This is a genomic window from Mitsuaria sp. GD03876 (genome assembly GCF_029840635.1).
In the GTDB taxonomy this organism is placed as follows: domain Bacteria; phylum Pseudomonadota; class Gammaproteobacteria; order Burkholderiales; family Burkholderiaceae_C; genus Roseateles.
The window spans coordinates 215,829-238,695 of the sequence record NZ_JAOCCU010000002.1 but is presented as its reverse complement, the minus strand read 5'-3'; the positions used below and the strand labels follow the sequence as shown (position 1 = coordinate 238,695).

The window sequence follows — 22,867 nt, the reverse complement described above, 5'->3', positions numbered from 1 at the left end:
CGAGGAGAGTGGTAATCGGTGGGCGGCTCCTTACCAGTTCAGGCCGAGCGTGTACGTGCCGCTCGTGCCCGAGTAGTACAGGACCCGCACGTACACGGTGACCGAAGCCGAACCGGTGTTCGCGTAGGAGAAGCTGTCGACCGAACCGGCGCCGTTCGTGCTGGCGCGCAGTTGCGTGCCGGTGCTGCTTTGCAGGTACAGGTCGAAGTCCTTGCCGGCGGCCGGGGTCAGCGTCGCGCTCAGCGTCTTGCCGGCCGGCAGCACGACCTTGAAGTAGTCGTTGGTGTTGCTGCTGGAGCTGCTGCCGTTGACGGTGACCGGCGCGTTGATCGCCTGCGCGGCCGCGCGGCTGTCGTTGGGCTCGACCTCGGCGACCGTGCCGCCACCGCCGCCGCCGCCCAGGATCGCGTCGATCGCCGCGTTCGCGTCCAGCATGCCGGCGCCGCACTGGCTGCAGGTGCCGGTGAACGGACGGGCGCTGCTCGTCAGCGCGGTCTTGATCTGGTCCGGCGTGGCTGTCGGCTTGGCGGCGTACAGCAGGGCCGCGACGCCGGCGACGTGCGGGGTCGCCATCGACGTGCCCTGGTAGTACGCGTAGCTGTCCGCGCCCGGGGTGGTCTTGCCGGCGTTCAGCGTCGACAGGATGCCGTTGCTGGCGCTGGCGCGCACGTCGCCGCCGGGACCGGCCAGCGTCACGATCGAGCCGTAGTTCGAGTAGTACGCCCGCGCGCCGTAGCGGTCGGTCGCCGCGACGGTCACCACGCCCGAGCAGTTCGCCGGGCTGGAGTTCGACGCGTTCTGGTTCTCGTTGCCCGCGGCCACGATCACGCTGGCGCCGCGCGAGCGGGCGCCGTTGATCGCCGTCTGCGTCGTGGTGTCGCAGGTGCCGCCGCCGCCCAGCGACAGGTTCAGCACCTTGGCCGGCGTGGCGTTGGCCGGCACGCCCGAGACGCTGCCGCCCGAGGCCCAGGTGATGCCGTCGGCGATGTCGGAGGTGTAGCCGCCGCACTTGCCCAGCACGCGCACCGGCTGGACCTTGGCGTTGAAGGCGATGCCCGCCACGCCGACGCCGTTGTTGGTCTTGGCCGCGATCGTGCCGGCCACGTGCGTGCCGTGCCAGCTCGAGTCGGAGGCCGGGTCGTTGGGCTGGCACTCGTTGGCCGAGTACCAGTCGCCGGGGTCGCTCGGGTCGTTGTCGCGGCCGTTGCCGTCCACCGAGACCGCGGTGTCCGCGATCATGTCGTAGCCGGCGACGATCTGGCCCGACAGGTCCGCGTGCGGCCGGTAGCCGGTGTCGATCACCGCGACCACCACGCCGGTGCCGGTCGACTTCTCCCAGGCGGCCTGCGCCCGGATGCCGGAGTTCACGTCGCCCAGGTCCCACTGGGACGAGAACGACGGATCGTTCGGCGTGAACATCGGGTACATCTTGCGATCGGGCTCGACGTACTCGACGTTGGCGTCGGACGCCTTGATCTGCTCGCCCAGCTGGCGCAGCTGCTGCAGCGACACGCGGCGGTCCAGCTTGAACACGTGGGCGCCGGTGCCCATCTGGCGCAGCAGCGTCATCTTCGCGCCCAGCGGCGCGGCCAGCTGCTGCAGCCGCTCGGCGCGGGCGCCGATGGCCTCGCTGGCCACCGACTGGGCCTGCACCGCGGCGCCCAGGCGCCCTTGCACGACGGTGCTGCCGTCCTTGTACTTCACGATCAGACGGTCCGTCTGTTCGCTCATTTGACGCGGGGCCTTGTCGACATCCACCGACGACACGCCCGCCTGGGCCGAACCCATCGTGACGAGACCCACAGCCAGCGCGAGGCTGAGCTTGTTCAATCGCAACATGCTTGTCATCTCCAGAGTTTTTCAATCGACGCCGGTGGTGACCGACGCCCGCAAGCCCCGAACGCCCTGGCGCGTTGGCACCTCTGGTGGGGCACGCCGACCGGTCTTTGCCAGGCAGCGTGCGGCGCAGTGTAGGAAGCTCTCCGGGCGGCAACCGCCCCCCCCTGCAACAGTTAACAGGAAGGAATACCCCTATAACTTTTTTGTGTCAGAACGCAGACTTTGGTCCGTCAATCGCCCACTTCCTTACAGCTAAGGGCCTGATTCGTAAGGTTTGCGCGCGATTTGCGAGGGGTGCGCGAACGGCGTGCCCGGGTGCCGGAAGGCATGCGCGGGACGGCGCCGATGGCGGGTCGGAGGGGGCTCGTTTAGCCTGTGCGGCTTGTCGTTTTCGCCACACATTGGTGACAAATAACCATGTTTCCTCTACGCCTGATCGCCGCCGCGGCCGCCTCGACCCTCGCGCTGGCCGCCGCGCCGGCGCGCGCGCTGGACGTCGCGAGCTTCTCGCCCGACGTCCCGCCCTGCGCGGACTTCTATGACTACGTGAACGGCCCCTGGGTCGCCAGCGCCGAGATCCCGGCCGACCGCACCCGCATCGGCAGCTTCGACGCGCTGCGGGTCAACAACGACCGCACGCTGGCCGCCGCGCTGGCGGAGCTGGTCGCCAGGCCCGCGCTGCAGAAGACGCCCGGCTTGAAGCAGGCCGCCGCCTTCTACGCCAGCGGCATGGACCAGGCCGCGATCGAGGCCCAGGGCCTCAAGCCGGTCAAGCCGCTGCTGGACCGGATCGCGTCGATGAAGTCCGCCCAGGACCTGCCCTTCGTGCTGGCCCAACTGGGCCGCGTCGGCATCGCCGCGCCGCTGGGCGCCGGCGTGCGCGCCGACGTGAAGAACACCCGCGTCAACGTGCTGACGCTGGGCCAGGCCGGCCTGGGGCTGCCCGACCGCGACGACTACTTCAAGGACACCGACATCGCCAAGAAGCTGCGCGCCGCCTACCGGCTGTATGCGCAGCGGCTGCTGGCGTCGGCCGGGTTCGAGGCGACGCCGGCGGTGCTGGACGCGTTGGTCGGCTTCGAGGCGCAACTGGCCGAGGCCACCACGCCGCGCGCGGAGCTGCGCGATCCGCTCAAGGTCTACAACCCGATGACGACGCCAGAGCTGGCCGGCAAGGCGCCCGGGCTGGCCTGGGACGCCTACCTGAAGGCGCTGACCCGCAGCGAGACCCGTCCCGGCGGCGTCGAGCGCCTGATCGTCGCGCAACCCGCGTTCATGACCCGCGTCGCGCTGATGGCCGAGCACATCCCGCTGGCCACCTGGCAGGCCTACCTGCGGATGCGGGTGCTGGAGAACAGCGCGGCGCGCCTGCCCAAGGCCTTCGCCGACGCCGATTTCGACTACCGCGGCGTCGCGATCGCCGGCCAGGAGCAGCGCGCGCCACGCGACGAGGAGGTGATCCAGCTCATCGGCGGCCGCACCGGCGGCAATCCGCTGGGGCTGGCGCTGGGCGAGGTGTTCGTGTCCAAGGCGTTCTCGCCCGAGGCGCAGCGCCGCGCCACGCTGCTGATCGGCGACGTCAAGGCGGCGATGAAGACGCGCATCCAGCGCCTGTCCTGGATGAGCCCCGAGACCAAGGTCAAGGCGCTGGAGAAGCTCGAGGCGATGCAGCCCAAGATCGGCGCGCCGGCGACCTGGCCGACCTACGACGGCATGGCGCTGGATCCGAAGGACTTCGCCGGCAACCAGCTGCGCGCCGCCGCCTGGTACCACGGCGAGCAGGTCAAGGACCTGGACCGCCCCAGCGACCGCACGCGCTGGACGATGTCGCCCTACATCGTGAACGCGCAGGCCGGCGGCCTCAACGAGATCACCTTCCCCGCGGGCATCCTGCAGCCGCCGTTCTTCGACGCCAACGCCGACGACGCGCTCAACTACGGCGGCATCGGCATGGTGATCGGGCATGAGATCGTCCACCACTTCGACGACCGCGGCCGCCAGTTCGACAGCATCGGCAGCCTCAACGACTGGTGGACCGCCGCCGACGCCGAGCACTACAAGGCGCGCGCGGACCGCGTCGTCGCGCTGTACGAGCGCTACGAGCCGGTCAAGGGCACGCCGATCAACGGACGGCTGACGCTGGGCGAGAACATCTCCGACATGGCCGGCATGCCGATCGCGTTCGACGCGCTGCAGAACGCGCTGCGCCGCGCCGGCCCGGACAAGGCGTCGCAGAAGATCGACGGCTTCACGCCGGAGCAGCGCTTCTTCCTGTCCAACGCGCTGGTGTGGCGCGGCAAGTCGCGCGAGGCCGCGCTGCTGAACCAACTGCGCACCGACCCGCATTCGCCGGGCAAGTACCGCGTGCTGGCGCCGATGTCCAACATGCCGGCGTTCGCCAAGGCCTTCGACTGCAAGGCCGGCGACGCGATGGTCGCGAGCGATCCGATCCAGGTCTGGTAACGCGCCGGACCCGACGCGGGGCCCGCGCGCCGTGAGGCGCGACGGGCCCCGTGCCATTGCGGACCCGTGTCTTCCGGCATGGCCGCGCGGAAGTCATGGGCCGGGCGCCTCACGCCGCGGTGCCAGGTCTTGTCACGGTGCCGTCACGCGCGCCGACGGCAAAGGTCATGCATGACTTTCGACCCGATGGATACTGGGGAAAGTCGATTTCCGGCCTGTCGTTCCCGCGCGCATTTCGTCGCGCTTTTCGCGCGCTCCGGGCCTCGCCTTCTGCGCTTGGTCGCCGGGCGCTTGGTCGCCGCCGCCGCGCTGCCTACGCTGAAAAAAGACCGATCGCACGCACCGCCAAGCACGCGGACCGCGACGGCTTCCCAGCCCTCAGGAGCACGACATGCAAGCGACCACCCGCCCCTTCCACACGACCCTCGTCCGCGCCACGTTCGGCGCGCTCCTCGCCGTGATGGCCGCCGGCGCCGCCCGCGCCGCGCCCGACGACCTGGAGCGCGTCGAGATCTCCGGCCGGCGCCCCGGCGAGATCGCCCGCACCGACGTGCGCGCCACCTGCCCCGACATCGAGCGCACGCTCGGCGCGCGGCTGGGCAAGGCGCAGTTCATCGAAGGCATCGAGGGCGTCTCCACCGTCAGCTTCCGCCTCAACGGCAGCACCATCACCGAGGCCCGCCAGAACCGCGGCCCGCGCGTCTACGACACCGAGGTGCGCCGCGCGGTGCGCAGCCTGCAGTGCCAGGGCCCGGCGCGCGACACGCTCTACGTGATGCAGATCTCGTTCCGCAACCAGCCCTCGGGCGACGACGTCGGCAGCCGCGTCGCGCTGATCGACCTGGCGCCGACCTCGGCGGGCTCGTCCGCCGTCGCGGCCAGCGCGCCGATGGCCGACGGGCGCTGATCGGGTTGTTCCGGACGGGGCTCGCGCGGGGCGCTGGCTAGGATGGGCCAGCATCCCAAGGAGACCTGTTCCATGCCCGTCCGCCCCACCGACCTCGCGCGCCGTTCCCTGCTGCTCTCGAGCGCGACCGGCGCCGCCGCCGCCGCGCTCGGCTGGCCCGCCGTGGCGCGCGCGGACACCTGGCCGGCCAAGCCGATCCGCTGGGTCGTCGCCTATCCGGCCGGCGGCGGGTCTGACTTCCTCGCGCGGCAGCTGGCGCCGGTGCTGGGCAAGGCGCTCGGCCAGACGCTGGTCATCGACAACAAGCCCGGCGCCGCCGGCATCATCGGCACCGACAACGCCGCCAAGTCGCCGCCCGACGGCTACACGATCCTGACCGGCGACAACGGCGCGATGGTCTTCAACAGCGCGCTGTACAAGAAGCTGCCCTACGCGCCGGCGGACTTCGCGCCGGTGGGCCTGATGGCCCGCTTCCCGCTGCTGCTGGTCGTCAATCCGGCCGCCGGCTTCACCTCCGCCAAGCAGTGGCTGGAGGCCGTCAAGGCCAGGCCCGGCAAGTACAGCTACGCGTCGCCCGGCATCGGCAGCCCGCACCACCTCGCGATGGAGCTGCTCAAGGACCGCACCCACAGCTACATCGTCCACGTGCCCTATCGGGGCACCGCGTTCTCGACGCAGGACCTGATCGCCGGCGTCGTGCCGATGGGCATCCTGGACACCGCCGCCGCGCTGCCGCACCTGCGCGCGGGCAAGCTCAAGGCGCTGGCGGTGCTCGCGCCCCGGCGCATCGCGGCGCTGCCCGACGTGCCCAGCTTCGAGGAGCTCGGCATCGCCGGCGTCGACGTCAGCGCCTGGCAGGGCCTGTTCGTCCCCAAGGGCACGCCCGAGGCGATCGTGGCGCGCCTGGGCGCCGAGCTGACGAAGGCGCTCGGCCAACCCGAGCTCAAGGCGCGGCTGGAGGACTTCGGCCTGGAGGTCGCCCCGGGCGACGCCGCGGCGCTGGGGCGCTTCGTCCAGGCGGAGACGCAGAAGTGGCATGCGCTGATCCGCAGCCGCGGCATCACGGCCGATTGACCGCGGCGGCGCCGGCGGCAGTGCGTGGCCCGGGTGGGGCCCGGGTGATGCCCGGCTGATGCCCGGCTGATGCCCGGGTGACGTGCGCGTGAACCGACCGCCCGGCGGGTGTCGCGGCCGCGCATTAGTTCACGGGGGTACGCGATACCTGCGGGTTAACCCTTGAAAAGGGTAACAAGACGGTGCGACTGGCGACCCGGAGCGCATAAAGTTTTGATCCGGCGCAAGGACAGGTCGATCGCGACGCGCTGGAGAACTCCCACCACTCCTGCTCCGCGCCGCCGTGGAGCCGCCAGTCATGAGCAACAACAACGCCGTGCGCGCGACGGTCGCCCGTCGCGTCTCCCTCTGGTCGAGCGCCGCGATCGCGGCCCTGCTGATCGTCATCTGCGGCGCCCTGTCCTGGGTGCTGACCAACCAGGCGCAGCAGCGCACGCTGGACTACATGTCGGCCGAGGCCGCCTCGGTCGCGCGCGTCGCCGACGCGCTGGACCGCACGGCGCGGGATTCGGCCAACCGGCTCTATGACGTGCTCGCCGGCGACTTCGCCGGCGGCGCGTTCACGCTGGAGGGCGACGGCGAGCTGGCCTTCAACGGCCAGAAGCTCAACGGCAACTTCGACGCGGTGGACCGCTTCACCCGGCTGACCGGCGGCAACGCGACGATCTTCGCGCGCAAGGGCGCCGACGACTTCATCCGCGTCACGACCTCGGTGAAGAAGGAAGACGGCTCGCGCGCCGTCGGCACGACGCTGGACCGCGCGGGCGCGGCCTACGCCAAGCTGTCCACCGGCGAGACCTACATCGGCCCGGCCACGCTGTTCAAGGTGCCGTACATGACGCGCTACTCGCCGATCAAGGACGCCGGCGGCAAGGTCGTGGGCATCCTGTACATCGGCTTCGACATGCGCGGCCTGCAGCAGGAACTGGTGCGCATGGCCGACGCGGTCAAGCTCTACGAGACCGGCGGCCTGTACCTGCTCGATCCGGGCAAGACGCCGGCCGACGCGCTGCTGCGGGCGCATCCGCGCGCGCAGGGCAAGAAGCTGTCGGAGCTGCTGCCGGCCGACCAGGCCGAGCAGTTGGTCAAGACGCTGACCGGGGACCAGGACGGCGTGCTCGAGCGGGTGCAGGCGGTCTACGGCGACAAGTACCAGGACGCGTTCGCGGTCGGCCGCAAGTCCGAGGCGACCGGCTGGTGGGTGGTCGCGGAAGCCTCGCGCGCGCAGGCGCTCGCCGCGCACAACACGACGCTGTGGGTGCTCTGGGGCCTGATGCTGGCGACGGTCGTGCTGCTGGGCCTGGGCGTGACCTGGATGCTGGGCCGCTGGGTCGGCCAGCCGCTGGCGGAACTCAACGAAGCGGTCGGCGCGGTCGCCGCCGGCGACCTGACGCGTCCGGTGATCGTGCACCAGCGCGACGACCTCGGCGCGCTGGCCGACGGCGTCGAGCGCATGCGCCAGCAGCTCGCGCGCACCATCAACGAGGTGCGCCAGGCCTCCGACAGCATCGGCACCGCCTCGGCCGAGGTCGCCGCGGGCAGCCGCGACCTGTCGGCCCGCACCGAGCAATCGGCCAGCCACCTGCAGGAAACCGCCTCGGCACTGGAGGAGCTGGCCAGCTCGATGAGCCAGACCGCGGCCTCGGCGGCGCAGGCGCATCAGCTGGTCGGTGAATCGGATCGCGCGGCGCAGCGCGGCGGCGACGTCGTCGCGCAGGTCGTCACCACGATGGACGACATCAGCGCCGCCAGCCGCCAGATCGGCGACATCATCGGCACGATCGACTCGATCGCGTTCCAGACCAACATCCTGGCGCTGAACGCCGCGGTGGAGGCGGCGCGCGCCGGCGAACAGGGCCGCGGCTTCGCGGTGGTCGCCGCCGAGGTCCGCCAGCTCGCCCAGCGCAGCGCGGAAGCGGCCAAGCAGATCAAGGGCCTGATCACCGCCAGCGGCGAGCGGGTCGAGTCCGGCGCCAAGCTCGTCGGCGACACCGGCGACGCGATGCGCGACATCGTCGCCAGCGTGCGGCGCGTGACCGACATCATCGGAGAGATCTCGACCGCCTCCCGGGAGCAGTCCCAGGGCGTGACGCGCATCAACGGCGCGGTCGCCCAGCTGGACCAGGGCACGCAGCAGAACGCCGCGCTCGTCGAGGAAAGCACCGCCGCCGCGGAAAGCCTGCGGGAGCAGGCGCATCGGCTGGTGGAACAGGTGGGGCAGTTCCGGGTCTGACCCGGAACGCTCCCCGGCGATGCGCGAGGAATCGCGCATCGCCTCGCGGGCCTCAGCCCAGGGCCGGCCTCCCGGCCGACTGGATCAGGTGGCGCACCATCGGCCGCACCACCACCAGCGCCACGCCCAGGCCGACGGCCAGCGCGATCACGTACAGCGACAGGAAGGACTCGAGGGTCATCATCGGCGAGATGATGCGCGCGGTGCCGACGAAGGCGGCGTAGCCCCAGGACACCGAGCTCACCGCGCCCAGCACCGCGCAGATGGCGGCGGCGCGGCCGGGATGGCTCTGCGGGCGGGTCAGCATCGGGAAGGCGACCGTGTGCAGCAGCAGGCCGTTGATCGTCAGCAGCGCCACCACGCCGACCTTGGTCATCAGCTTCGGACGATTCAGGAAGGCCGACAGGTCGGTGCCCACGTCCAGCAGGATCAGCCCGCCGCCGGTCAGCCACAGCGCGGCCAGCAGCAGCACGACGATCCGGCCGGTGCGCTCCAGCTGCGCGACGTCGATGCGCCACGAGCGCATCAAGGCCAGGTCCTCCCGCAGGATGGTGGCGAAGGCCAGCGCGAACGCGACGAGGTGGGCGAAAAGCAGCAACTGGCGGCTGACCAGGATGACGGTGTCCATGGGGGCTCCGGAAAGGGGACAAGGCGGTGGCGCGCCTTTCCCGATGAGCCTGGGAAGCGACGCGCCGCGAGTTCGACAACAGACCGCGCCTAGTTCAAACCGATATCGAACCGGTTCTTCCGCGTCAGCCTTCGATTGACGAACCGCAACGCGTGGCGCGCGTCGCGTCCCGAGGGCCCCAAGCCCCTTCCCTGCCGGCCTTCCCCGCCGGCTACACCAACACCCGCTCGATGCCGCCGTTGTTGGCCTTGGCCACGTAGGCGGGCATCCAGTCCTCGCCGAGGATCTTGCGAGCCATCTCGACGACGATGTAGTCCGCCTCGAGCAGGCCGTTCTGCAGGTCGCCGCCGTAGCGGCTCAGGCCCTGCAGGCAGGACGGGCAGCTGGTCAGGATCTTGACGTTCTCCTGGGCGCCGACCTTGCCCGCGTCGCGCAGCTGCGTCTCGGCCTTGCGCAGCTCCTCTTCCTTGCGGAAGCGCACCTGCGTGGACACGTCCGGCCGCGTGACGCCCAGCGTGCCGCTCTCGCCGCAGCAGCGCTCGCTCTTCATGACCTCGGGGCCGACCAGCGCCTTGACCGTCTTCATCGGCTCCTGCAGCTTCATCGGCGAGTGGCAGGGGTCGTGATAGAGGTAGGCCTGCTTCGAGTCGAGCTGGATGCCCTTCTCCAGCAGGTACTCGTGGATGTCGACGATGCGGCAGCCGGGGAAGATCTCCTCGAACTTGTAGCCCTGCAGCTGGTCGTAGCAGGTGCCGCAGCTGACCACCACCGTCTTGATGTCGAGGTAGTTCAGCGTGTTGGCCACGCGATGGAACAGCACGCGGTTGTCCGTGATGATCTGCTCGGCCTTGTCGAACTGGCCCGAACCGCGCTGCGGATAGCCGCAGCACAGGTAGCCGGGCGGCAGCACCGTCTGCACGCCGGCGTGCCAGAGCATCGCCTGCGTGGCCAGCCCCACCTGGCTGAACAGCCGCTCCGAGCCGCAGCCCGGGAAGTAGAAGACCGCCTCCGCGTCCGCCGAGGTCTTGAGCGGGTTGCGGATGATGGGGACGTAGTTCTTGTCCTCGATGTCGAGCAGCGCGCGCGCCGTCTTCTTCGGCAGCCCGCCGGGCAGCTTCTTGTTGATGAAGTGGATCACCTGCTCCTTGACGGGAGCGGTGCCCACGGTCGCCGGCGGCGCGCCGGTCTGCTTGCGCGCCACGCGCTTGAGCAGGCTGTTGGCCAGGCGCTGCGCCTTGAAGCCGACGCCGACCATCGCCGCGCGCGCGACCTTGATCGTCTCCGGATTGGTCGCGTTGAGCATCAGCATCGCCGCGGCGTTGCCGGGACGGAAGCTCTTCTTGCCCATCTTGCGCAGCAGGTTGCGCATGTTCATCGTGACGTCGCCGAAGTCGATCTTCACCGGGCACGGGTTGACGCACTTGTGGCAGACCGTGCAGTGGTCGGCGACGTCCTCGAACTCCTCCCAGTGCTTGATCGACACGCCGCGCCGGGTCTGCTCCTCGTAGAGGAAGGCCTCGACCAGCAGCGAGGTCGCCAGGATCTTGTTGCGCGGGCTGTAGAGCAGGTTGGCGCGCGGCACGTGCGTGGCGCACACCGGCTTGCACTTGCCGCAGCGCAGGCAGTCCTTGATCGACTCGCTGATCGCGCCGATGTCGCTCTGCTGCATGATCAGCGACTCGTGTCCCATCAGCCCGAAGCTGGGCGTGTAGGCGTTGGTCAGGTCGGCGAAGGTGTTCTGCCCGCCCTGCCCGCCGGAACCGGGCCGCAGCAGCTTGCCCTTGTTGAAGCGCCCCTCGGGGTCGACCCGCGCCTTGTAGCCGGCGAAGCCCGCGAGCTCCTCGTCGTTGAGGAACTCCAGCTTGGTGATGCCGATGCCGTGCTCGCCCGAGATCACGCCGTCCAGCGAGCGCGCCAGCGTCATGATCCGCGCGACCGCCTCGTGCGCGGTCTGCAGCATCTCGTAGTTGTCCGAGTTCACCGGGATGTTGGTGTGCACGTTGCCGTCGCCGGCATGCATGTGCAGCGCCACCCAGACCCGGCCGCGCAGCACCTCCTTGTGGATGCGCTTGCACTCGGCCAGGATCGGCGCGAACGAGGCGCCGGCGAACACGTCCTGCAGCGGCTTGAGGATCTGCCGCTTCCAGCTCGCGCGCTGCGTGTAGTCCTGCAGCTGCTCGAAGTAGGTGCGGTCGCCGTCGCGCGGGAGGTCGAGTTCCTGCATCCAGGTGCGCCACTGCGCGCCGACCTCGTCCAGCAGCGCCAGCGCCTGCTGCACGCGGTCCTCGAGCAGCTCGGCGCTGGGGATCTCGCCGGCGTCGTCGCTCTTGCCCAGCGGCAGGTTGCCGGCGGCGAAGAACTCGCGCAGCGCGTCGACCAGCGCCAGCTTGTTGCGCAGCGACAGCTCGATGTTGATGCGCTCGATGCCCAGCGTGTACTCGCCCATGCGCGGCAGCGGGATCACCACGTCCTCGTTCACCTTGAACGCGTTCGTGTGCTTGGAGATCGCCGCGGTGCGCTTGCGGTCGAGCCAGAACTTCTTGCGCGCGTCGGCGCTGACCGCGACGAAGCCCTCGCCCGAGCGGCCGTTGGCCAGGCGCACGACCTCGCTGGTGGCGCGCGCGACCTCGTCCGCGTCGTCGCCGACGATGTCGCCGATCAGCACCATCTTCGGCAGCCCGCCGCGCTTGCTCTTGGTCGCGTAGCCGACCGCCTTCAGGTAGCGGTCGTCCAGGTGCTCCAGGCCCGCGAGGATCGCGCCATTCGGCTTCTTCATCTCGCCGAACATGAAGTCCTTGATGTCGACGATCGACGGCACGCAGTCCTTCGGGTTGCCGAAGAACTCCAGGCAGACGGTGCGCACGTGCGCCGGCATGCGGTGCACGATCCAGCGCGCGCTGGTGATCAGGCCGTCGCAGCCTTCCTTCTGGATGCCGGGCAGGCCGGCCAGGAACTTGTCGGTGACGTCCTTGCCCAGGCCTTCCTTGCGGAAGGTGCGGCCGGGGATGTCCAGGCGCTCGGTGCGCTCGAGCGTCCTGCCGGTGGCGTCGTAGTAGTGCAGGTCGAAGCTGGCGACCTCGACGTCGTGGATCTTGCCCAGGTTGTGGTTGACGCGCACCACCTCGAGCCACTTCGCGTCCGGCGTCACCATGCGCCACGAGGCCAGGTTGTCCAGCGCGGTGCCCCACAGCACGGCCTTCTTGCCGCCCGCGTTCATCGCGATGTTGCCGCCGACGCACGAGGCCTCGGCCGAGGTCGGATCGACCGCGAACACGAAGCCGTGCAGCTCCGCCAGGTCCGACACGCGCTGCGTGACGACGCCCGCCTCGGTCCAGATCGTCGCGACCTCGCGGTCCAGGCCCGGCAGCGCCTTCATCTCGACGCCGCGCATGGCCTCGAGCTTCTCGGTGTTGATGACCGCGCTGTTCCACACCAGCGGCACCGCGCCGCCGGTGTAGCCGGTGCCGCCGCCGCGCGGGATCACCGTCAGCCCGAGCTCGAAGCAGCCCGCCACCAGCGCGGCCATCTCGGCCTCGGTGTCGGGGGTGAGCACGACGAAGGGGTACTCGACGCGCCAGTCGGTCGCGTCGGTCACGTGCGCCACGCGCGACAGGCCGTCGAACTTGACGTTGTCCTTCGCGGTGGTCCGGGCGAAGACCTTGGCCGCGCGCTTGCGCAACTCGGCCACCTGGTCGAACTGGTGGGAGAACGCGGCCACCGCGGCCTCCGCCGCGGTCAGCAGCTCGCCGACCCAGGCGTCGCGCTGCGCGTCGTCCTCGGGATGGCGGCGGCGCTGCACCTCGGTGAGCCGGTGGCGCAGGGCGCCGATCAGCGCCTCGCGGCGCTTGGGGTTGTCCAGCAGGTCGTCCTGCAGGTACGGATTGCGCTGCACCACCCAGATGTCGCCGAGCACCTCGTACAGCATCCGCGCGGAGCGGCCGGTCTGCCGCTCGCCGCGCAAGCGGTCCAGCAGCTGCCAGGCACGGGCGCCGAGCAGACGAAGGACGATTTCGCGATCGGAGAAGGACGTGTAGTTGTACGGAATCTCGCGCAGCCGGGCGGCGCTGGCGTGCGGCTGGATCGGATCGCCGGCCATCGCGGGGTCGGCGGGCATCGGCAGATGCGGTGCGTTCATGGCGGCCAGGTGCTCGCGCACCGGGGTTGCGGCAGGCCGGCGTCCGAGGCGGAACGCCGATGCCAGGCTGGGGAAAAGCGTTGGGACCCGCGGCCGGACGGCACCCCGGACTTGTGGTCCCCGCCCCCGCTGGACACGGGATTGGAAGAGGCGTTCGCGATGGCCGCGGTCGGCGGCCGGCCCGGACTGGGCAATGGGCGGAATCCTAACCCAGCGCCAGAGGGCAATCCCGGGCGAGGGACTCTAAGTTCGCCAGTGTCACAATGCCCCGATAAGCTCGCCGGCCCGCCGCCGGACCGTCCCACCCGACGGACTCCGGAGCGGTCCGCAGAACCATCCCTTCGAGCATCGGAGACCCATGAAGCCCCTCAAGACTTCCCTGCTGGCCGCGTCCATCGCGCTGGCCGCGCTCACCGCCCCCGTCGCCGCCTCGGCCCAGACCGAGATCCAGTGGTGGCACTCGATGAGCGGCGCGCTGGGCGACTGGGTCAACGACCTGGCCAAGGACTTCAACGCCAGCCAGAAGGACTACAAGGTCGTCCCGACCTACAAGGGCAGCTACGACGAATCGATGGCCGGCGCGATCGCCGCGTTCCGCGCCGGCAACGCGCCGCACGTGCTGCAGGTCTTCGAGGTCGGCACCGCCACGATGATGGCCAGCAAGGGCGCGATCGTGCCGGTGGGCCAGGTGATGCAGCAGGCCGGCGTCAAGTTCGACAACGCCGCCTACGTCCCCGCCGTCGCCGGTTACTACACCGCGCCCAACGGCCAGATGCTGAGCTTCCCGTTCAACAGCTCGACGACGGTCTTCCACTACAACAAGGACGCGTTCAAGGCCGCCGGCCTGGACCCCAACAAGCCGCCGACGTCCTGGCCCGAAGTGGCCGCCGCCGCGGCCAAGCTCAAGGCCTCCGGCCACAAGTGCCCGTTCACCACCAGCTGGGTCAGCTGGACGCAGCTCGAGAGCTTCTCCGCCTGGCACAACGTCGAGTACGCGACGAAGAACAACGGCTTTGGCGGCCTGGACGCGCGCCTGGCGTTCAACTCGCCGCTGCACGTGCGCCACATCGAGAACCTGGCCAACATGGCCAAGCAGGGCCTGTTCGTCTACAAGGGCCGTGGCAACAGCGCCGACGCCAGCTACTTCTCCGGCGAGTGCGCCATGATGACCGGCTCCTCCGGCCTCTACGCCAACGTCAAGAAGAACGCCAAGTTCAACTTCGGCATCTCGACGCTGCCCTACTACCCCGACGTGCCGGGCGCGCCCCAGAACACCGTCATCGGCGGCGCCAGCCTGTGGGTGATGTCGGGCAAGAAGCCGGCCGAGTACAAGGGCGTGGCCGCGTTCTTCCAGTACCTGGCCAAGGCCGAGGTCGCCTCCGAGAGCCACAAGCGCACCGGCTACCTGCCGGTGACCAAGGCGGCCTACGAGCTGACCGAGCAGAGCGGCTTCTACAAGCAGAACCCCGGCACCGACGTCGCGGTGCAGCAGATGATCCGCAAGACCACCGACAAGTCGCGCGGCGTGCGCCTGGGCAACTTCGCGCAGATCCGCACGGTGATCGACGAGGAACTCGAACTGGTCTGGGCCGGCAAGAAGCAGCCCAAGGAAGGCCTGGACGCCGCGGTCAAGCGCGGCAACGAGCTGCTGGAACGCTTCCAGAAGGCCAACAAGTCCTGATCCCCGGCTGAAGCGCCGGCGCGGCCCCGTCCGCGCCGGCCCTTTTTCCTTTCGCTTTCCCCTCCCCTTCGACGCCCACTCCGGATGTCCCAACAGAAACGCGTGGTGTTCCGATCGCGCTGGCTGCCGTGGCTGCTGCTCGCGCCGCAGGCGCTGGTGATCGGCGTGTTCTTCTTCTGGCCGGCCGCGCAGGCGCTGCTGCAGAGCCTGCAGCAGCAGGACGCCTTCGGCCTGTCCACCGAGTGGGTCGGCCTGGACAACTTCCGCACGCTGCTGGCCGACGACAGCTACCTCGCCTCGTTCAAGACGACGGCGGTGTTCTCGGTGCTGGTGGCGGTGCTCGGGCTGGCGGTCTCGCTGCTGCTGGCGACGATGGCGCACCGCGTGGTGCGCGGCGCCTCGGTCTACAAGACGCTGCTGATCTGGCCCTACGCGGTCGCGCCGGCGATCGCGGGCGTGCTGTGGCTGTTCATGTTCGCGCCGTCCATCGGCGTCGTCGCCCACGGGCTGCAGTGGCTGGGCATCGACTGGAACCACGTGCTCGACCCCGAGCAGGCCATGGCGCTGGTGGTGATGGCCGCGGTCTGGAAGCAGGTGTCCTACAACTTCCTGTTCTTCCTGGCCGGGCTGCAGTCGATCCCCAAGTCGCTGATCGAGGCCGCCGCGATCGACGGCGCCAGCCCGTGGCGGCGCTTCTGGACCATCACCTTCCCGCTGCTGTCGCCGACCTCGTTCTTCCTGCTCGTGATCAACGTGGTCTACGCGTTCTTCGACACCTTCGGCATCATCGACGCGGCCACCCACGGCGGCCCCGGCAAGGAGACCGCGATCCTGGTCTACAAGGTCTACTACGACGGCTTCAAGGCGCTGGACCTGGGCGGCTCCGCCGCGCAGAGCGTGGTGCTGATGGCGATCGTGATCACGCTGACGGTGCTGCAGTTCCGCTTCGTCGAGAAGAAGGTGCAGTACTGATGATCGAACGCCGCCCCGTCCTGACGATGCTGTCGCACCTGGTGCTGGTGCTCGGCGTGGTGATCGTCGCCTTCCCGCTGTATGTCGCCTTCGTGGCCTCGACGCAGACCGCCGGCGAGATCCTGCAGTCGCCGATGTCGCTGGTGCCGGGCTCGCACCTGGTGGACAACTACTCGGCCGCGCTGTTCGGCAACACCGGCGCCGGGTCGAAGGCGCCGGTCGGGCCGATGATGTGGATCAGCTTCGTCTCCGCGATGGTGATCGCGGTGGGCAAGATCGCGATCTCGCTGCTGTCGGCCTTCGCGATCGTCTACTTCCGCTTCCCGGCGCGCAACTTCTTCTTCTGGGCCATCTTCGTCACGCTGATGCTGCCGGTGGAGGTGCGCATCGGGCCGACCTACCAGGTCGTCTCCGACCTGAAGATGCTCAACAGCTATGCCGGCCTGACGGTGCCGCTGATCGCGTCGGCGACGGCGACCTTCCTGTTCCGGCAGTTCTTCCTGACGGTGCCCGACGAGCTGGTCGAGGCCGCGCGCATCGACGGCGCCGGGCCGCTGCGCTTCTTCCGCGACGTGCTGCTGCCGCTGTCCAAGACCAGCATCGCCGCGCTGTTCGTCATCCAGTTCATCTACGGCTGGAATCAGTACCTGTGGCCGCTGCTGGTCACGACCGACGAGAGCATGTACCCCGTGGTCATCGGCATCAAGCGGATGATCGGCGGCGGCGACGCGGCCAACGACTGGAACGTCATCATGGCCACCGCGCTGCTGGCGATGGTGCCGCCGGCGCTGGTCGTCGTGCTGATGCAGCGATGGTTCGTCAAGGGCCTCGTGGACGCCGAGAAGTAAAAGCAAGAGAGAACACCGATGGCCAGCATTTCCCTGCGCAACGTCGTCAAGCGCTACGGCACCGGCGCCAAGGCGAATCCCGTGATCCACGGCGTGGACGCCGAGATCGCCGACGGCGAGTTCGTCGTCATCGTCGGCCCGTCGGGCTGCGGCAAGTCCACGCTGCTGCGCATGGTCGCGGGCCTGGAGGAGATCAGCGGCGGCGAGATCGCCATCGGCGGCCGCGTCGTCAACCAGGTCGAGCCCGCCGACCGCGACATCGCGATGGTGTTCCAGAACTACGCGCTCTACCCGCACATGAGCGTGTTCGAGAACATGGCCTACGGGCTGAAGATCCGCAAGCTGCCCGCCGAGCAGATCCGCGCCCGCGTGGACAAGGCCGCCGGCATCCTGGAGCTGTCGCACCTGCTGCAGCGCAAGCCGCGCGAGCTTTCCGGCGGCCAGCGCCAGCGCGTGGCGATGGGCCGCGCGATCGTGCGCGACCCGCAGGTGTTCCTGTTCGACGAGCCGCTGTCCAACCTCGACGCCAAGCTGCGCGTGCAGACGCGACTCGAGATCCAGAAGCTGCATCGCGAGCTGGGCGTGACCTCGCTGTTCGTCACCCACGACCAGGTCGAGGCGATGACGCTGGCGCAACGCATCGTCGTCATGAACGGCGGGCGCATGGAGCAGTTCGGCACGCCCGAGGAGGTCTACGGCCGCCCGGCGTCGACCTTCGTGGCGAGCTTCATCGGCTCGCCGGCGATGAACCTGATCAAGGGCCGCGTCGACGGCGCGCGCTTCGTCATCGGCGACCGCGCGCTGCCGCTGCCCAGGCAAGCGCCGCGCGAGGGCGAGCTGATCCTGGGCCTGCGGCCCGAGCACGCGCTGCCGCACGACGGCCAGGCCGCCGCCGCGGACGCGACCGCCTGGCCGCTGACGGTGGAGATGGTCGAGATGCTGGGCGCCGAGCGCCTGGTCTACGGCCGCCTGGGCGGCGCCGCCTTCACGCTGCGCATAGACGGCACCGACCTGCCCCCGAAACCTGGCGACCAGGTGCTGTTGCAGGCGCCCGGCGAGCGGCTACATTGGTTCGATCCGGCGACCGGGCAACGCGTCGACTGAGCGGGCCGCGCGCCAGCCGGCCTCCAGGGAGAACGACATGACGGTCCACACCCGAGCCCTCGACGACGCCACCTGGCCGTGGTCGCTGCCCTTCTGGGTCGCGCACCGCGGCGCCGGCAAGCTCGCGCCGGAGAACACGCTGGCCGCGTTCCGCGAGGGCGCGCGCCACGGCTACCGCGCCTTCGAATGCGACGTGAAGCTCAGCGCCGACGGCGTGCCCTTCCTGCTGCACGACGCGACGCTGGACCGCACGACCTCGACCCGCGGCGCGGCCTCCGCGCTGAGCTGGAGCGAGCTGTCGCGGCTGGACGCGGGGCGCTGGCACAGCCGCGCCTTCGCCGGCGAGCCGCCGCCGAGCCTGGACGCGGTCGCGGCCTTCGTGCGCCGCAACCAGCACGCGCTGAACATCGAGATCAAGCCCACGCCGGGCGACGAGTTCGTCACCGGCGAGGTCGTCGGCCGCGAGGTGCTGCGGCTGTGGGGCGAGACGGCGCCGGGGTCGGTGCTGTTCAGCAGCTTCCAGCCGGAGGCGCTGCGCGGCGCCCGCGAAAGCGCGCCGCAGGTGCCGCGCGGGCTGCTGCTGGACAAGCTCGACGGCGACGGCTGGCTGCAGCTGGCGCAATCGCTGGGCTGCCGCGCGGTGATCACGCATTACGCGCTGATGGACCAGGCGCTGGTCGCGCGGCTGCACGAGGCCGAGATGAAGGCGCTGGTCTACACCGTCAACGACGCGGCCGCGGCGCAATGGCTGATCGCCAACGGCGTGGACGGCATCATCACCGACGCGGTCGACCGCTTCAGCCCCACCGCCTGAGGTCCGCCGCCCGGGCCTGTCGCGTGATCGCGGCCGGCGCTCATCGCGCCGGGTCGCGCAGCGCGTCCAGCGCCGTCATGCCGTAGATGCAGGTGTCGCAGGATTCGCCGGCGACATCGAGCGCGTCCTGGCGCAGCAGCCCCTCGAGGACGAAGCCGCAGCGCTCGGCGACGGCGCGGCTGGCCGTGTTGCGGGCATCGGTGCGGATCTCCATGCGGCGCGCGCGCAGCCGCTCGAAGCCCAGCCGCACCAGCGCCCGCACCGCCTCGCTGGCCAGGCCGCGGCCGGTGTGGGACGGACCGAGCCAATAGCCGATCTCGTAGCGCCGCACCTTCCATTCGAGCGTATGCAGCCCGGCGCCGCCGATCAGCCGGCCGGCGTGGCCGTCGGCGTTGCGCTCGTGCACGTAGTACGCCAGGTGCTGGCGCTGCAAGAACTGCGCCTGCATGCGGCGCGCGACGGCCTCGGACTGCTCGACGCCGGGGACCTCGCTCGCCCACGGCATCCAAGGCAGCAGGTGGTCGCGGGCCTCGAGCACCGCGCGGTTCAGCGCCACGCCGTCGCCGGCCTGCGGGCTGAGCAGCACGAGACGCTCGGTCTCCAGGCGCTCGGGCACGTCGATGAGGATGGGGTCGTCGCTGGGCATGACTCGCATGGGGGATCGGGGCGATCAGTTGCCGTTGGCCGGTTGCAGGTTCGCGCCCGGGATCGCCTCGGCGCCCAGCGGCGTCTCCTCGTCCTCGACCTTGGGCAGCGTCTTCACCGCGCGGATCGCGGGGAACTGCCAGGCCAGCGCCGCCAGCAGCAGCGCGCCCACGCCGGCGAAGGCCAGCGCGGCGCGCAGGCTGACGTGCTCGCCCAGCCAGCCGCCGATCAGCGCGCCGGGGCCGGCGGGAATCAGGATCAGCCAGCGCATCGTGCTGGTCATGCGGCCCAGCAGCGGCCCCGGCGTCACCGCCTGCCGCAACGACAGGAAGTTGATGAAGATCAGCACCGCGCCGACGCCGAACATGAACAGCGTGAAGGCGAAGGCGGCCACGCCGACGGGGCCCACCGGCGCGACGCACAGCGCGGCCCAGCCGATGCCGCACATCGCGAAGCCGCCGATCAGGCTGGGGCCGGGCCCGAAGCGCGCGCTGATGCGGTGGCCCAGCGCGCTCGCCAGCACCGTGCCCGCGCCCAGCGCGATATAGGACAGGCCCACGCTCTGCGCCGACAGCCCCAGCACCCGCGTCGCGAAGAGGATCTGCACCACCTGCGCCGCCTGGTTGAACATCTGCCAGCCGCCGACCGCGCAGGCCAGCGCCACCAGCATGCGCTTGCCGCGCACGAACGCGATGCCGGCTTTCAGGTCGCGCCAGAAGTCGGCGCCGTCCAGGCGATGCAGCGTCTCGGTCACCTTCACGCCGCGCAGGATCGCCGCGGACACCACCAGCAGCAGCGCGTCGACGGCCAGCGCCAGCGGCGCGCCGACGAGCTTGATCAGCGCGCCCGCCACGCCGGGGCCGGCGACCTCCGCGCCGGAGGAGGCCAGCGCGTTCTTGGCGTGCGCCTCGACCAGCCGGTCGCGGCTCACCACCTGCGTCAGCACGATCTGCGAGGCGCTGCCGGCGATCGTGTAGACGGTGCCCAGCAGGAAGCCGACGAAGTACAGCCACGGCATGCCCAGCCAGCCCATCCAGTGCGCGACCGGCACGCTGGCGACGGCCACCGCCAGCGTCAGCTCGCCGACGATGTAGACCGGCAGCTTGCGCACGCGGTCCAGCCACACGCCAGCGGGCAGCGAGAACAGGACGAAGGGCACGAGCTCCATCGCGGTGAGCACGCCCATCTGTGTCGGCGACGCGTGCAGCAGCACCGCCGCGGTCAGCGGCAGCGCCAGCAGCGTGATCTGCCCGCCCAGCGAGCTGATCAGGATCGAGGTCCACAGGCGCCGGTAGACCAGGTTGCGCAGCAGGTCGCCGGCGGGCAGCCGCAGCAGATCGAGGAAACGGTCGAGCAGACGGTCGACCCACGTGGATGGCCTCTTGGGCAGCATGACGGAACTCCGGAAACGGACCGCGCGGGGCGTCGTGCGCCGGGTGCGGACCGGGCGAGAGCGGCGCATGACGCGCGGCGGTCGCGAAAAGCCAGGGACCTGGGGACCGGCCCGGGGTGGGCCGGCGGGGCGTCGCGGAGACGCCCTAAGGTCGTCGCGCCGAGCCGCCACGCAGGCCGGCCGGGCGCACCGACGCCAGGGCGTCGTGTTTGGTGCGGTCGAGCAGCTTGGTCATGGTCGGGCTCCGATCGGGGATCGTGGCGTGAGAGCTTCCGGGGAGGAAGAAGGGGCCGATGCTATCAACACCTTCATGTCATCGACAAGTGAGGAAAGGCAGGGGATGGCCGACGATTCCGCAGATTCGTGCGATTGCAATCGCAGCTGCAATGGCACTGCCGGCGTTCACCAGCCCGCGGCGATGCCGTCGCGACGTGGATCGCTCGCGGCGACGTAGCCCTCCACCGCCGGGTCGCCCAGGCGCCAGATGAACTGCCCCGCGCCGAAGTCCTGGTAGCTGTCGTTGATCTCGGCGATCTGGTGGCCGCGCTCGCGCAGTCCGGCGACGGCCTCGGGATTCATCGACGACTCGACGTTGATCGACAGCCCGGCGTTGTAGCGCCAGCGCGGCGCGTCGCAGGCGGCCTGCGGGTGCTGGCGGTGGTCGAGCATCCGCACCAGCGTCTGGAGGTGGCCCTGCGGCTGCATGTTGGCGCCCATCACGCCGTAGCTCATCCGCGGCTGGCCGTCCTTCATCAGGAAGGCCGGGATGATCGTGTGGAACGGCCGCTTGCCCGGCGCCACGACATTGGCGCTCTCGGGATCGCGGGTGAAACCGTGGCCGCGGTTCTGCAGCGACAGCCCATAGCCGGGCACCACGACGCCGGAGCCGAAGCCCAGGTAGTTGCTCTGGATGAAGCTGACCATCATGCCGCTCTCGTCGGCGGCGGTGAGGTAGATCGTCCCGCCCTTGACCGGATTGCCGGCCTGGAAGTCCTGCGCGCGCTTCGGGTCGATGAGCTTCGCGCGGTCGGCGAGGTAGGCGGGGTCCAGCAGCTCGTCGACCTGGACCCGCATCGTCCGCGGGTCGCTGACGTAGCGGTAGACATCGGCGAAGGCCAGTTTCATCGCCTCGATCTGCAGGTGCTTGGACGCCGCCGAGTCCACCGGCAGCGCGGCCACGTCGAACTGCTTCAGGATGCCCAGCGCGATCAGCGCCGCGATGCCCTGCCCGTTGGGCGGGATCTCGTGCAGCGTGTGGCCGGCGTAGTCCATCGAGATCGTGTCGACCCACTCCGGCGCGTAGTCGGCGAAGTCCGCCGCGGTGATCGCGCCGCCGGTCTCGCGCGCGAAGGCGGCGGTGGCCTCGGCGACCTCGCCGCGGTAGAAGGCCTCGCCCCGGGTCTCGGCGATCAGGCGCAGCGTGCGTGCGGCGGCGGCGAAGCGGAACTGCTCGCCGACCTCGGGCGCGCGGCCCTTGGGCAGGAAGGCCTCGGCGAAGCCGGGCTGCGACACCAGCTCCTTCACCTGCGCGGCCAGGCGCCACTTGCCCTGCACGACCACCGGCACGGCATAACCGCGCTCCGCGATCTCGATCGCCGGCGCCATCAGGTCGGCGAAGGGCAGCTTGCCGTAACGCTCGCTCAACGCGACCCAGCCGCCGACGGCGCCCGGCACGGTCACCGCGTCCCAGCCGCGCAGCGGCATGCCGGAGCCGGCGCCGTACTTGCGGTCGAAGAACTCGGGCGTCCAGGCGCGCGGCGCGATGCCGGAGGCATTCAGCCCTTGCAGCGACCGGCCGTCCCAGACGATCGCGAAGGCGTCCGAACCCAGGCCATTGCTGCAGGGCTCGACCAGCGTCATGCAGGCGGCGGCCGCGATGGCGGCGTCGACCGCGTTGCCACCCTGCGCCAGGATGCGCAGGCCCGCCTGCGCGGCGAGCGGGTGCGAGGTCGACACGACGTTGCGCGCGAAGACCGGGCTGCGCTGGCTGGCGTAGCCGCGGGTCCAGTCGAAGGCGTGGGGGATGGCGGACATGGGGTCTCCTGAGACGGGCCGGGGGGCCGATGCGATCCGGTCGATCTTGCCCGAGCCGCCTGGCCCGCGACAGCGCGCAAGACCTGACGCGTGAAGG

15 protein-coding genes are annotated in these 22,867 nt (G+C 70.4%); 9 read left to right on the top strand and 6 right to left on the bottom strand.

What is annotated here, in order from left to right:
- Nucleotides 1–30 precede the first annotated feature (30 nt).
- Nucleotides 31–1,839, bottom strand: a complete 1,809-nt coding sequence (locus N5D62_RS02565) for a S8 family peptidase (protein ID WP_279755891.1) — start codon at nt 1,837–1,839, stop codon at nt 31–33.
- 417 nt (nt 1,840–2,256) lie between these two features.
- Here N5D62_RS02565 and N5D62_RS02560 point away from each other — a divergent pair, with 417 nt between their 5' ends.
- The 4 genes from N5D62_RS02560 to N5D62_RS02545 all read left to right on the top strand — a co-directional run bounded on the left by N5D62_RS02560 (nt 2,257) and on the right by N5D62_RS02545 (nt 8,516).
- Complete coding sequence (locus N5D62_RS02560; RefSeq protein WP_279755890.1) at nt 2,257–4,302, top strand: M13 family metallopeptidase; 2,046 nt, start codon at nt 2,257–2,259, stop codon at nt 4,300–4,302.
- Between the two features lie 391 nt (nt 4,303–4,693).
- Nucleotides 4,694–5,209, top strand: a complete 516-nt coding sequence (locus N5D62_RS02555) for a hypothetical protein (RefSeq protein ID WP_279755889.1) — start codon at nt 4,694–4,696, stop codon at nt 5,207–5,209.
- Between the two features lie 72 nt (nt 5,210–5,281).
- Nucleotides 5,282–6,283 carry a tripartite tricarboxylate transporter substrate binding protein gene (locus tag N5D62_RS02550; protein WP_279755888.1) on the top strand — a complete coding sequence of 334 codons (1,002 nt, stop codon included), beginning with the start codon at nt 5,282–5,284 and terminating at the stop codon, nt 6,281–6,283.
- A 298-nt stretch (nt 6,284–6,581) separates the two neighbouring features.
- The gene (locus N5D62_RS02545) at nt 6,582–8,516 is read left to right on the top strand and encodes a Cache 3/Cache 2 fusion domain-containing protein (protein ID WP_279755887.1); all 1,935 of its coding nucleotides are present in this window, start codon (nt 6,582–6,584) and stop codon (nt 8,514–8,516) included.
- Between the two features lie 52 nt (nt 8,517–8,568).
- Here the strand turns inward: N5D62_RS02545 and N5D62_RS02540 are convergent, their stop codons facing one another.
- Both N5D62_RS02540 and N5D62_RS02535 read right to left on the bottom strand, forming a co-directional pair.
- Nucleotides 8,569–9,144 (bottom strand): hypothetical protein, encoded by a 576-nt coding sequence (locus tag N5D62_RS02540; protein WP_279755885.1) that lies wholly within the window; start codon nt 9,142–9,144, stop codon nt 8,569–8,571.
- A 211-nt stretch (nt 9,145–9,355) separates the two neighbouring features.
- A complete protein-coding gene (locus N5D62_RS02535) occupies nt 9,356–13,258 on the bottom strand; it encodes an FAD/FMN-binding oxidoreductase (protein ID WP_279755935.1) in 3,903 nt (1,300 codons plus the stop codon).
- A 379-nt stretch (nt 13,259–13,637) separates the two neighbouring features.
- Between N5D62_RS02535 and ugpB the strand changes: the two genes are divergently transcribed.
- The 5 genes from ugpB (at nt 13,638) to ugpQ (ending at nt 18,698) form a co-directional block, all read left to right on the top strand.
- Nucleotides 13,638–14,960, top strand: a complete 1,323-nt coding sequence (gene ugpB / locus N5D62_RS02530) for a sn-glycerol-3-phosphate ABC transporter substrate-binding protein UgpB (RefSeq protein WP_279755883.1) — start codon at nt 13,638–13,640, stop codon at nt 14,958–14,960.
- Between the two features lie 84 nt (nt 14,961–15,044).
- On the top strand, nt 15,045–15,932 hold the full coding sequence (gene ugpA, locus N5D62_RS02525; RefSeq protein WP_279755881.1) for a sn-glycerol-3-phosphate ABC transporter permease UgpA: 888 nt from the start codon (nt 15,045–15,047) through the stop codon (nt 15,930–15,932).
- Entirely contained in the window at nt 15,932–16,780 is an 849-nt protein-coding gene (gene ugpE / locus N5D62_RS02520; RefSeq protein WP_279755879.1) for a sn-glycerol-3-phosphate ABC transporter permease UgpE, read from the top strand. The genes ugpA and ugpE overlap by 1 nt, the downstream gene beginning before the upstream one ends.
- 18 nt (nt 16,781–16,798) lie before the next feature.
- On the top strand, nt 16,799–17,884 hold the full coding sequence (locus N5D62_RS02515; protein WP_279755878.1) for a sn-glycerol-3-phosphate import ATP-binding protein UgpC: 1,086 nt from the start codon (nt 16,799–16,801) through the stop codon (nt 17,882–17,884).
- Nucleotides 17,885–17,921: 37 nt separating this feature from the next.
- On the top strand, nt 17,922–18,698 hold the full coding sequence (gene ugpQ / locus N5D62_RS02510; protein ID WP_279755877.1) for a glycerophosphodiester phosphodiesterase: 777 nt from the start codon (nt 17,922–17,924) through the stop codon (nt 18,696–18,698).
- A 40-nt stretch (nt 18,699–18,738) separates the two neighbouring features.
- Here the strand turns inward: ugpQ and N5D62_RS02505 are convergent, their stop codons facing one another.
- The 3 genes from N5D62_RS02505 to N5D62_RS02495 form a co-directional block, all read right to left on the bottom strand.
- On the bottom strand, nt 18,739–19,353 hold the full coding sequence (locus N5D62_RS02505) for a GNAT family protein (protein ID WP_279755876.1): 615 nt from the start codon (nt 19,351–19,353) through the stop codon (nt 18,739–18,741).
- Between the two features lie 15 nt (nt 19,354–19,368).
- Nucleotides 19,369–20,736 carry an MFS transporter gene (locus N5D62_RS02500; protein WP_279755875.1) on the bottom strand — a complete coding sequence of 456 codons (1,368 nt, stop codon included), beginning with the start codon at nt 20,734–20,736 and terminating at the stop codon, nt 19,369–19,371.
- Nucleotides 20,737–21,138: 402 nt separating this feature from the next.
- Nucleotides 21,139–22,770 carry a gamma-glutamyltransferase family protein gene (locus N5D62_RS02495; protein WP_279755873.1) on the bottom strand — a complete coding sequence of 544 codons (1,632 nt, stop codon included), beginning with the start codon at nt 22,768–22,770 and terminating at the stop codon, nt 21,139–21,141.
- Nucleotides 22,771–22,867 lie beyond the last annotated feature (97 nt).